The organism is Rathayibacter sp. VKM Ac-2928, from assembly GCF_022815545.1.
In the GTDB taxonomy this organism is placed as follows: Bacteria; Actinomycetota; Actinomycetes; order Actinomycetales; family Microbacteriaceae; genus Rathayibacter; species Rathayibacter festucae.
Genome location: NZ_JALGRU010000003.1, coordinates 573,841 through 584,447, shown reverse-complemented (window position 1 = coordinate 584,447; position 10,607 = coordinate 573,841). Strand labels below are relative to the sequence as shown.

The window sequence follows — 10,607 nt, the reverse complement described above, 5'->3', positions numbered from 1 at the left end:
AGCGGTTCAGGGGCGTGCCGTGTGCACACCCCTGAACCGCTCTTCTCGGTTAAGACCTTCGTTCTGCAAGCGGAAGTCTCCGACGCGCAGGGTCGGCGAAGCGGGGCGCGGCGCATCCATGCTGATCGAGTAGCGCGCGGAGCGCGCGTATCGAGATCCACCACCGTCAGGACGCGAGTCTGCAGACCCGCCTGCTGACGGTGGTGGGTCTCGATACGCCCCTCCGGGGCTACTCGACCGGCATGACGCGTCGCCGCAGTCGGTTCGCCCGCAGCGTCAGGGGCGGGTGGCGGCGCCGATCAGGCGGGTGAGGGTGTCGCGGACGGCGATCAGCTCGTCGAGGGGGAGGTCGAGGCGCTCGACGATCTGCGGCGGGACCTGGAGCGCCCGCTCGCGGAGGGCGGCTCCCTCCGGGGTGAGCGCGACGTCGAGGCGGCGCTCGTCCTCGGTGCTGCGGGCGCGCGTGACGTAGCCGCCGGCCTCCAGTCGCTTCACCAGCGGGCTGAGGGTGGCGGGCTCGAGGTGCAGGGCGGCACCGAGGTCGGCGAGCGAGCGCGGGGCGCGCTCCCAGAGCGCGAGCATCACCAGGTACTGCGGGTGGGTGAGGCCGAGCGGCTCGAGCACGGGGCGGTAGAGGCCGATGACGGTGCGGGCGGCCACGGCGAGCGAGAAGCAGACCTGGTTCCGCAGGGCGAGCGGGTCGGTGTCCCCGGGATCGGTCACCACGGCTTCGTTCTCCACGGATTCGTCCTCCCTTTCCCCTCGCGCACTGATCATTAGTACACTAAGCATATGGCCAAGCCGACCCGCTCCCTCTACCAGCGCTTCAACGCGCGGCTCTTCCCCTGGCTCGGCCCGCCGCCGCTCGGGCCCTACGACCAGCCCGAGCCCGAGGCTCCCGCCGGCCGCGCCTGCCCGCTCTGCGGCCGCCTGATGTCGGAGCACGTGATCGACCGCAGCGGCCCGCGCACGCAGCTCTACTGCCCGGACGCCGTCGCCGAGGGGGACGCCGGCACCGTCGCCTGACGGCCCGATCGGCCCCTCCGGCGTCGCACGTCCCCTTTCGGGGGTCACGGGGTCGCGCCGCCGGGGGCGGATGATGAGCGCATGTCCCGTCTGCGCTCCGACTCCGCCCGTGCCGTCCAGTTCTCCCGCTTCGGCGGCGTGGACGTGCTCGAGATCGCCGACATCGCGCGGCCCCAGCCCGGGCCGGGGGAGGTGCTGGTCGAGGTCCTCGCGGCCGGCGTGAACCACATGGAGGCGTTCATCCGGCGCGGGATGTTCGACTCCGACCACTCCGCGGCCTTCCCGATGCGCCAGGGCACCGACTTCTCCGGCATCGTCGTCGGCCTCGGTGACGGCGTCACCGACCTCAAGCTCCGCAGCGACGTCGTCGGCCACGCGCTGGTCGGCTCGCACGCCACCCACATCGTCGTCCCGCGGGAGAACCTGGTCGCCAAGCCCGCCTCGGTGAGCTGGGAGGTCGGCGGCGCGCTCTTCCTCGCCGGCGTCACCGCCTGGCGCGCGATCGAGGCCACCCACATCGGACCGGACGACACCGTGGTCGTCTCGGCGGCGGCGGGCGGCGTGGGCAGCATGGAGATCCAGCTGGCCAAGCTGCGCGGCGCGACCGTGCTGGGCACCTGCGGCGAGCGCAACTTCGACTACCTCCGCCAGATCGGCGTGAAGCCGATCGTCTACGGCGACGGCATCGCCGACCGCATCCGCGCCGCGGCGCCGAACGGCGTGACCGTCTTCCTCGACAACTTCGGCGGCGACAACGCGGCGCTGGCCGAGGAGCTCGGGATCGAGCCGGCCCGCTTCCACTCCAGCGACGACCGCAAGGAGATCGAGCTGCGCGCCGTCTGGCCCGACGCCGAGACCGCGCGGCGCGACACCGAGATCCTCGGCGAGCTGGTCGCGCTGGTTCGCGACCAGAAGCTACGGGTGCTGGTCTCCGGCTTCTATCCCTACGGCTTCGTCCAGGACGCGTTCGACGACCTCGAGAAGCGGCACTCCCGCGGCAAGATCGTGCTCGGCATGAACCCGGTCGACGCGGGGCGCGTGACCAAGGCCCGCGACATCCACGAGGCCGGTGCCTAGCGTCGGCCCTCGGGCCTAGGCTCGGCTCTCGGGAGGGAGCCGCGTGGAGGAACCGGTCGTCGCCATCATCTGGATCGTCTCGTTCGTGGTCGTCACCGTGCTGGTGACGGGGCTCTCGGGCAAGGCGGGCTGGTCGGCTCCCGTGGCGCTGGTCGCCGTCGGGGCGCTGGCCTCCTTCGTCCCCGGGATCCCCGAGGTGGTGGTCGAGCCGGACGTCGTCCTCTACGGGATCCTGCCGCCGCTGCTCTACGCGGCGGCGATCCGCACCTCGGTGCTCGACGTCCGCGCCCGCGGCGACAGCATCCTGCTGCTCTCGGTCGGGCTCGTCGTCTTCACGGTGCTGGTGGTCGGCGCGGTCGCCTGGGCGGTGGTGCCGGCGATCTCGATCGCCGCGGCCCTGGCCTTCGGCGCGATCGTGGCGCCGACCGACGCCGTGGCGGTGACCGCGATCGCGGGGCGGCTGCGGCTGCCGCGGCGGATGCTGACGGTGCTGGAGGGCGAGAGCCTGCTCAACGACGCGACCGCGCTGGTGGCGCTGAACGCGTCGCTGCTCGCGATCGTCAGCACCGTGACGCCCGGCGGGATCGCGCTCGACTTCGTGCTGGCCGTCGTGGTCGGGGCGGGGGTCGGCATCCTGATCGCGGTCGTCCTCGGCTTCGTGCGCAAGCAGGTGTCCTCCTCGGTGCTGGACACGAGCCTGTCGCTGGTGACGCCGTACGTCGCGTTCATCCCGGCGCAGCTGCTGCACGGCTCGGGCGTGCTCGCGGTCGTGGTCGCGGGGCTGTTCCTCGGCTTCCGGGCGCCGGTCATCCAGTCGGCCCAGGCGCGGATCGCGGAGTCGCTGAACTGGCGCACCATCCAGTTCCTGCTCGAGAACGCCGTCTTCCTCTTCATCGGGCTGAGCCTGTCCTCGGTGGTCGCGGCGACCGCCGACTCCGACATCGGCGTCTGGCAGGGGATCGGCATCAGCGCGGCGCTGCTCGCGGCGCTGATCGGCAGCCGGGTGCTCTGGATGTGCCTGACCACCGTCCTCTTCCGGCACGGCCCGCGGCGGCTGCAGCAGCGCGGCTGGACCTGGCCGACGGCGCTCGGGGTGTCCGTGGCCGGGATCCGCGGCGTCGTCACGCTCGCGGCGGCGTTCCTGCTGCCGGTGGAGACGCCGCAGCGGGCGTTCCTGCAGTTCCTGGCGTTCGTGGTGGTCGCGGGGACGCTGGTCGAGGGGCTCGCGCTGCCGCGGGTGGTGCGGCTGCTCAAGCTGCCGGCGCCGAACGAGCAGCAGGAGCACGTCGAGAAGCAGATGCTGCTGGCGGAGGCGCAGTCGGCCGGTCTGGCGCGGCTCGACCAGGAGCCGCAGGACGGCGTCGAGGAGCGGGTGCTCGACCGGCTGCGGCGGAACGCGGTGTTCCTCGCGGACGCGCTGGAGAACCCGCCGGAGGGGGAGGGTGCGGAGCCGCTGACCCACTCCTACAACCGGCTGCGGCGCGTGATGATCGCGGCCGAGCGCGAGGCGGTGCTGAAGGCGCGCGCCGAGGGGCGCTACCAGGAGCCGGCGGTGCGCAGCGCGCTGGCGTTCCTCGATGTCGAGGAGGAGGCGCTGGCGGTGGGGCGGCAGTAGGCGACCTGCCTCGGCCGCCTGGAGCGAGCGGTGAAAATCCTATAGGATCGACGGGTCCGGCCGGAGGGCCGGCCCACTCGATGATGAGGAGCCGACGAGCATGACCCGTCTCTGGAACGAACCCGCCGACTTCGCCGACGACATGGTCGACGGCTTCGTCCGCGCCAACGGCCGCTGGGTCCGCAAGGTGGTCGGCGGCGTCTCCCGCTCGACCCGCTCCGAGGAGCCCGAGGTCGCGGTGGTCATCGGCGGCGGCTCGGGCCACTACCCGGCCTTCGCCGGACTGGTCGGGCCCGGCCTCGCCCACGGCGCCGCGATGGGCAACCTCTTCGCCTCTCCCTCGGCGCACCAGGTCGAGTCGGTGATCCGCGCGAGCGAGCAGGGCCGCGGCGTGCTGCTCAGCTACGGCAACTACGCCGGCGACGTGCTGCACTTCACCGCCGCGCAGGACGCGGTGCTCGCCGACGGCATCGACTGCCGCACCGTCACCGTGACCGACGACATCTTCAGCGCGAAGCCCGAGGAGGCGCACAAGCGCCGCGGGATCGCCGGCGACCTCACCGTCTTCAAGGTGGCCGGGGCCGCGGCCGCCGCGGGCTACGCGATCGACGACGTGGAGCGGGTGGCCGTGCTCGGCAACGCGCGCACCCGCTCGCTCGGCGTCGCCTTCACCGGCTGCACGCTGCCCGGAGCCGACGAGCCGCTGTTCTCGGTGCCCGAGGGCAGGATGGCGGTCGGCCTGGGCATCCACGGCGAGCCCGGGATCGACGAGGTCGACATCCCGAGCGCTGCGGAGCTCGCCGAGCTGTTCGTGACGCACCTGCTCGCCGACGCCGAGATCCCCGAGGGCGTGAGCGTCGACGGCGCCCGGGTCGTCCCGGTGCTGAACGGGCTCGGCTCGGTGAAGAGCGAGGAGCTGTTCGTCGTCTTCAGCACGATCGCCGATCTGCTCGAGGCGCGCGGGATCACCCTCGTCGACCCGCAGGTGGGCGAGTTCTGCACCAGCTTCGACATGGCCGGCGTCTCGCTGACGCTGTTCTGGGTCGACGAGGAGCTCGAGACGCTGTGGACGGCGCCGAGCGACACGCCGGCCTTCCGCACCGGGGCGGTCGACGGCGGCGCGCTCGTGGCTGTCACCGCGACGCAGGCCGAGGAGGTCGCCGCCGAGGTCGGCGAGGCCTCGGAGAAGTCGCGCGCCGCGGCGGCACGGCTGTCCGACGCGATCGCGGCGATCCGCGACGTGATCGACGCGAACGCCGACGAGCTCGGCCGTCTGGACTCGATCGCGGGCGACGGCGACCACGGCATCGGCATGCAGCGCGGGGCGCGGGCGGCCGCGCAGGAGGCCGCCGACGTGCTCGAGCGCGGGGCGGGCGCGCAGACGCTGCTCACCCGGGCCGGCGACGCCTGGTCGGACCGCGCGGGCGGGACCTCCGGCGCGCTGTGGGGGGTCATCCTCCGCAGTGTCGGCGAGGCGCTCGGCGACGACCGCGCCGTGAGCGCGCGCGAGGTGAGCGCGGGAGTGACCGCCGCCTCCGACGCCGTGCGCGGCTACGGGAAGGCGAGCGTCGGCGACAAGACGATGGTGGACGCGCTGGTGCCGTTCGCCGAGACGCTGGCGGAGCGGGCCGGTGCGGGCGACGCGCTCGCCGACGCGTGGGGCGCCGCCGCCGGGGCCGCGCGCTCGGCCGCCGACGCCACCTCCGATCTGATGCCCGGACTCGGTCGCGCGCGCTCGCACGGCGAGAAGTCGCTCGGGACGCCCGACCCCGGCGCGATCTCGTTCGCGCTGATCGTCGAGGCGATCGCGCCGCAGCTCGGTGCCGCCTCCGGCACCGCATCGACCACGGACGCACCGTCCACGACTGCACCGACCACCCACGAAGGAGAGACCGCATGAGCACCACCTGGAGGATCGTCGTCGGATCCGACGACGCCGGCTACGACTACAAGGAGATCCTGAAGCGGGATCTCGAGGCCGACGACCGGGTCGTCTCGGTCGTCGACGTCGGCGTGGACGCGGAGTCGCACACGCCCTACCCGAGCGTCGCGATCGCGGCGGCCGAGCTGGTCGCGCGCGGCGAGGCCGACCGGGCGCTGCTGATCTGCGGCACCGGCCTGGGCGTCGCCATCGCGGCGAACAAGGTCGAGGGGATCCGCGCTGTGACGGCGCACGACTCCTTCTCGGTGGAGCGCGGCGTGCTCTCGAACGACGCGCAGGTGCTCTGCATGGGGCAGCGCGTCGTCGGCATCGAGGTCGCCCGGCGGAACGTGCGGGAGTGGCTCGGCTACGTCTTCGACGAGTCGAGCGCCTCGGCCGCGAAGGTGGAGGAGATCGTCGCGTACGAGCGCTCGGGAGCGACTGCGTAAGCTGAGCCGACCGCTGTGCCGAGCGCCCCGAACCGGGTGATCCGCGGCGCGCCCCTTCCGCACCGACCCGCGAGGCTGTGATGACCGACGCCGTGTTCCGCCTGACCGGCGCGGAGTCGATCGAGCGGCGGGGGCTGCGCGACCACGTCTACGAGCGCGTGCTCGACGTGCTGCTCGGCCCGGACATCGAGCCGGGCATGCGCCTGTCGATCGACGCGGTGGCGCGCGAGCTCGGCGTCTCGCCGACGCCGGTGCGCGAGGCGCTCGTGCAGCTGGAGCGGACCGGCCTCGTCACCCGGGTGGCCAACAAGGGCTACCGGGTGGCGCCGCCGCTCGCCGACGACCAGCTCGATGCGCTCTTCGACGCGCGGCTGGTGCTCGAGAGCGGCGCGGCGGCGCTCGCCTCGGCGCACGAGGCGGCGCTGGTGCCGCGGCTGCAGGAGGCGCTCGCCGCGCACGAGGCGATGACCGCCGTCGTGCGCGCGGCCTCGACCGAGGGCGAGCTGCCGGTGGCGCTGCTGCGCGAGTACTTCGCGGTGGACTGGAACTTCCACCACCTGATCTTCGAGGGCACGCACAACCCGTTCCTGATCGACATGTCCGAGGCGATCTCCACGCGCGTGCATCGGATGCGCCAGACCGTGCAGACCGGCGTCAGCGATGCGGACGACGCCGTGCTGGAGCACCGCGCGATCGTCGACGCGTTCGCGGCCGGGCCGGAGGCGGCGGCGGCGGCGATGCGCGTGCACATCGAGCGGGTGCGCGAGCGCTCGCGCCGCGACTCCGTCCGCTGACGCTGCGGCTGCGCGGGGGTCGGCGCCTGCATTCATGCTGGTCGAGTAGCCCCGTAGGGGCGTATCGAGACCCGGCGTCTGCAGGGGGTGGATCTCGATACGCCCGCTGCGCGGGCTACTCGATCAGCATGGGCCGCGCGAGGCGCGGGCTGCTTGATCGGCAGGGGGACCGGCCGTCGGCCGGGCTGTCCGATATGCAGGCGATGAGCCCCTTCATGCTGGTCGAGTAGCCGCGGAGCGGCGTATCGAGACCCGGCGTCCTGCAGAACGGTGGATCTCGATACGCCCGCTCAGCGGGCTACTCGATCAGCATGGGCCGCGCACGGCGCGGGCTGTTCGACTGGTGGCGGCGGGTCAGTGGCCCGCCTGGACGCTCGTGGTCTCGAGCAGCTCGTCCGCCTTGGAGCCGCGGAAGAACTTGGTGCAGAACATCATGGCGGCGGCGAGGAAGGCGAAGACGCCGAGGGAGACGACTCCCCACACCCCGCTCTCGGTGGGCACGGCCTCGTTGAAGCCGTTGCGCATCAGCGGGGCGACGAATCCGCCCAGGTTGCCGAGCGAGTTGATCAGGCCGATGCCGGCCGCGGCCGCCGCTCCGGTGAGGAACGCGGTCGGGTAGGCCCAGGTGATCGGTCCGACGGAGAGGAAGCTCGCCACCGCCAGGGTGATGAACAGCAGGCCGAGGATCGGCTGGCCGGCCGCCCCCGCCCAGGCCGAGCCGAAGATCGACAGGCCGGTGAAGATGTAGAACATCGCGCCCCAGGAGCGGCGGCGGCGGATCGTGTTGGCGTGCTGTCCGACGTAGTAGCAGGCGAACAGTCCCACCAGCCACGGGATGGCCGAGACGAGGCCGACCTGGAAGCCGACGTCCTGCCCGATCAGGTTCGCGACCTGCTGCGGGAGGTAGAACGTGGTGCCGTAGACCGCGATCTGCAGGCAGAAGTAGATGATCGTGAAGTACCAGACCTTCCAGCTGGCCATCGCCTTCCAGATGCCGGTCGGGCCGTCGGCCTGGCGCACGGTGTCCTCGCGCTCCATCGCCGCCGTCAAGGAGTCCTTCTCGCCCTGCGTCAGCCACTTCGCCTTCTGCGGATGGTTCGTCAGGAACTTCAGCGCCGCTATCCCGGCGAGCACCGCGAGCACGCCCTCGGTGAAGAACATCACCTGCCAGCCCTCCCACGGGGTGATCTGGTTGCCGACGCTGATCAGGCCGCCGCTGAGCGGGGCGCCGAGCATCTGCGAGAACGGCTGCGCCAGGTAGAAGATCGCGAACATCTGCACGCGCACTTTGTTGGGGAACCACTCCGACAGGAACATGATCACGCCCGGGAAGAGCCCGGCCTCGGTCACGCCGAGCAGGAAGCGCAGGATGATGAACATCGTGTCGCCGGTGGTGAAGGCGAACGCCGCGGCGACGATGCCCCAGGTGACCGCGATGCGGGCCAGCCAGAACCGGGCGCCGAAGCGCTTGAGCAGCAGGTTGCTCGGGATCTCGAAGATCGCGTAGCCGATGAAGAAGATGCCGGCGCCGAGCGCGAACGCGCCGTCGGAGATGCCGCGGTCGACCGAGAGCGCCTCCTCGGCGAAGCCGACGTTGGTGCGGTCGAGGAACGCGACGAAGTAGAGGATGACGAGCATCGGCATCAAATGCCGCGACGCCTTCGAGATGGCGGATTTCAGCGCGGGATCACGAGTGGATCCGAGGGCTGGGGACGAGGTGGTCAAGGCGCTCTCCTTTGAGTCGGCCGAATGCGATGAGGGGTGGGAGGAAGGGGTCAAGAGCCGAGCGCGGGCAGGATCTGCGCCATGCCGACGGCGACGAGGATCACGCCGACGCCGAGGAAGATCCAGCGGCCGAGCGACCAGGTTCCGGTGAGCTTGTTCATGGGGACGTCCGTTCCAGAGCTGAAGGGGATCAGTGCCGAGGGGGGATCAGAGTCGAAGGGGATCAGTGCATGTAGAGGCCGCCGTCGACGTTCAGGGTCTGACCCGTCACGAAGCCGGCGTCCTCGCTGATGAGGTACGCGATCGCCGCGGCGATGTCGCGGGGTGTGCCGATGCGCGGGAGCACGCCGTCGGCGGCCATGGCCGTCTTGCGCTCCTCGGTGAGGGTGCCGCCCATGATGTCGGTGTCGATCGGGCCGGGGGAGATCGCGTTGACGGTGATCCCCTGTCCGCCGAGCTCGCGGGCGACGCTGCGGGTGAAGCCGATCACGCCGGCCTTGGCCGCGGAGTAGGCGGTCTTGCTGAAGGTGCCGCCGCCGCGCTGGGCGGAGACGGAGGAGAGGCTGACGACGCGGCCGACGCCGCGGGTGACCATCGACTCCACCGCGCGGCGAGTGCTGAAGTGCACGCCGTTGAGGTTGACGTCGAGGACCCGCTGCCACTCCTCGGGGGTGACCTCGAGGTAGGAGACGGGGGAGGCGATCCCGGCCAGGTTGACCAGCGCCACGACGGGCGGGAGGGCGGCCTCGAGCGTGTCGAAGGCGGCGCGGACCTGCGCGTCGTCGGCGACGTTCGCGCCGGCTCCGGCGGCCTGGACGCCGTGCTGCTCGGCGATCTCGGCGGCCACCTCCTGCGCGGCCTCGGCGTGCAGGTCGATGATCCCGACGTTCCAGCCGAGCTCGGCGAGGTGGTGGGCGGAGTAGCGGCCGATGCCGCGCGGGGACGCGGCGCCGGTGAGGACGACGGTCCGGGACTCGGGGAATGCGGTCATGAGGGTGCTCCTTCTCGGTCGGCGCGTCAGGCGATCGGCGCGGGGCCGAGCTCGTCCATCAGCTTCTTGATGGCGACGTAGGCGCGGTTGCGGTACGCGATCAGCTCCGCGGTCCGCTCGGCGGGCACGTCGAGGTAGCCGGCGCCGGACTTGGTGCCGAACTTCCCGGCGTCGACCAGCGCGGCCAGCGACTCCGGGGTGGCGAAGCGCTCGGGCCAGCGGGTCTGCAGCGAGGCGTAGCAGAAGGCGTAGACGTCGAGTCCGGCCATGTCGGCGATCGCGAACGGGCCGAAGACGGGGAGGCGGAAGCCGAAGGTGGTGCGGACGATCGTGTCGATGTCCTCAGGGGTGGCGATGCCCTCCTCGACGATCTGCGTCGCCTCGTGGAAGAGCGCGTACTGCAGGCGGTTGAGCACGAAGCCGGTGGAGTCCTTGACCCGGGCGGTCTCCTTGCCGGTCGCCGCGACGATCTCCTCGGCCAGGGCGATCGCGCTCTCGGCGGTGCCCTCGTGCGGGATCAGCTCGACGCCGGGGATGAAGGGCGCGGGGTTGGAGAAGTGCACGCCGAGGAAGCGCTCGGGGTTCGTCACGGCCTCGGCCAGCGAGCCGATCAGGATCGTCGAGGTGTTCGAGCCGATCACGGCGTCGGGGCGCGCGGCGGCGCTGATCCGGCGGAGGGTCTCGTGCTTGATCTCGATCTTCTCGGGCACGGCCTCCTCGATGAAGTCGGCGGTCGCGACCGCCTCCTCGATCGAGGCGGCGGGGGAGAGGTTCTGCCGGATGCGCTCGACGGCGTCCTCGGGGAAGAGGCCGTCGGCGACGAACTGCGCGGTCTCGGTGAGCAGTCGCTCGTAGTTGCTGCGGGCGATCTCCTCGGAGATGTCGGCGATGACGACGGTGGCGCCGGAGAGCGCGAGGACCTGGGCCATGCCTCCGCCCATGTAGCCGGAGCCGACGACGGCGATGGTGCGCGCGGTCGGGGTGGTGGTGCCGGTGGTGTCGCTCATGT

Annotated in this window: 10 protein-coding genes; 6 read left to right on the top strand and 4 right to left on the bottom strand. The window is 72.0% G+C overall.

The features are described 5' to 3' along the window. Positions 1 to 276: 276 nt before the first annotated feature. Positions 277 to 741 carry a MarR family winged helix-turn-helix transcriptional regulator gene (locus MT350_RS14120; RefSeq protein WP_243616168.1) on the bottom strand — a complete coding sequence of 155 codons (465 nt, stop codon included), beginning with the start codon at positions 739 to 741 and terminating at the stop codon, positions 277 to 279. 51 nt (positions 742 to 792) lie between these two features. On the opposite strand from MT350_RS14120, the gene MT350_RS14115 reads away from it, so the two are divergent. The 6 genes from MT350_RS14115 to MT350_RS14090 all read left to right on the top strand — a co-directional run bounded on the left by MT350_RS14115 (position 793) and on the right by MT350_RS14090 (position 6,882). After that, complete coding sequence (locus MT350_RS14115) at positions 793 to 1,026, top strand: hypothetical protein (RefSeq protein WP_160091094.1); 234 nt, start codon at positions 793 to 795, stop codon at positions 1,024 to 1,026. 81 nt (positions 1,027 to 1,107) lie between these two features. Then, complete coding sequence (locus MT350_RS14110; protein ID WP_243582151.1) at positions 1,108 to 2,103, top strand: NADP-dependent oxidoreductase; 996 nt, start codon at positions 1,108 to 1,110, stop codon at positions 2,101 to 2,103. Between the two features lie 43 nt (positions 2,104 to 2,146). Next, the gene (locus tag MT350_RS14105; protein ID WP_243616167.1) at positions 2,147 to 3,718 is read left to right on the top strand and encodes a sodium:proton antiporter; all 1,572 of its coding nucleotides are present in this window, start codon (positions 2,147 to 2,149) and stop codon (positions 3,716 to 3,718) included. A gap of 100 nt (positions 3,719 to 3,818) precedes the next feature. After that, a complete protein-coding gene (locus MT350_RS14100; RefSeq protein WP_243616166.1) occupies positions 3,819 to 5,618 on the top strand; it encodes a dihydroxyacetone kinase family protein in 1,800 nt (599 codons plus the stop codon). After that, on the top strand, positions 5,615 to 6,088 hold the full coding sequence (locus MT350_RS14095; protein ID WP_123741040.1) for a ribose-5-phosphate isomerase: 474 nt from the start codon (positions 5,615 to 5,617) through the stop codon (positions 6,086 to 6,088). Before MT350_RS14100 ends, MT350_RS14095 begins: the two co-directional genes overlap by 4 nt. A gap of 80 nt (positions 6,089 to 6,168) precedes the next feature. After that, entirely contained in the window at positions 6,169 to 6,882 is a 714-nt protein-coding gene (locus tag MT350_RS14090) for a GntR family transcriptional regulator (RefSeq protein ID WP_123448089.1), read from the top strand. A gap of 354 nt (positions 6,883 to 7,236) precedes the next feature. On the opposite strand, the gene MT350_RS14085 is transcribed toward MT350_RS14090, so the two are convergent. From MT350_RS14085 to MT350_RS14075, 3 genes are all read right to left on the bottom strand, one after another. Then, on the bottom strand, positions 7,237 to 8,526 hold the full coding sequence (locus MT350_RS14085) for an MFS transporter (protein WP_243616165.1): 1,290 nt from the start codon (positions 8,524 to 8,526) through the stop codon (positions 7,237 to 7,239). A 304-nt stretch (positions 8,527 to 8,830) separates the two neighbouring features. Next, positions 8,831 to 9,598, bottom strand: coding sequence for an SDR family NAD(P)-dependent oxidoreductase (locus tag MT350_RS14080; protein WP_243600688.1), 768 nt, complete (start codon positions 9,596 to 9,598; stop codon positions 8,831 to 8,833). A gap of 26 nt (positions 9,599 to 9,624) precedes the next feature. Further along, positions 9,625 to 10,605 carry a 3-hydroxyacyl-CoA dehydrogenase family protein gene (locus tag MT350_RS14075; RefSeq protein ID WP_127887716.1) on the bottom strand — a complete coding sequence of 327 codons (981 nt, stop codon included), beginning with the start codon at positions 10,603 to 10,605 and terminating at the stop codon, positions 9,625 to 9,627. Positions 10,606 to 10,607: the final 2 nt, after the last annotated feature.

Excerpts from the sequence above, each read along its gene's own strand:
- MT350_RS14115 (WP_160091094.1), top strand. The coding sequence starts at position 793 with ATGGCCAAGCCGACCCGCTCCCTCTACCAGCGCTTCAACGCGCGGCTC.
- MT350_RS14110 (WP_243582151.1), top strand. The coding sequence starts at position 1,108 with ATGTCCCGTCTGCGCTCCGACTCCGCCCGTGCCGTCCAGTTCTCCCGC.
- MT350_RS14090 (WP_123448089.1), top strand. The coding sequence starts at position 6,169 with ATGACCGACGCCGTGTTCCGCCTGACCGGCGCGGAGTCGATCGAGCGG.
- MT350_RS14075 (WP_127887716.1), bottom strand. The coding sequence starts at position 10,605 with ATGAGCGACACCACCGGCACCACCACCCCGACCGCGCGCACCATCGCC.
- MT350_RS14095 (WP_123741040.1), top strand. The coding sequence starts at position 5,615 with ATGAGCACCACCTGGAGGATCGTCGTCGGATCCGACGACGCCGGCTAC.
- MT350_RS14080 (WP_243600688.1), bottom strand. The coding sequence starts at position 9,598 with ATGACCGCATTCCCCGAGTCCCGGACCGTCGTCCTCACCGGCGCCGCG.
- MT350_RS14085 (WP_243616165.1), bottom strand. The coding sequence starts at position 8,526 with ATGCCGATGCTCGTCATCCTCTACTTCGTCGCGTTCCTCGACCGCACC.
- MT350_RS14100 (WP_243616166.1), top strand. The coding sequence starts at position 3,819 with ATGACCCGTCTCTGGAACGAACCCGCCGACTTCGCCGACGACATGGTC.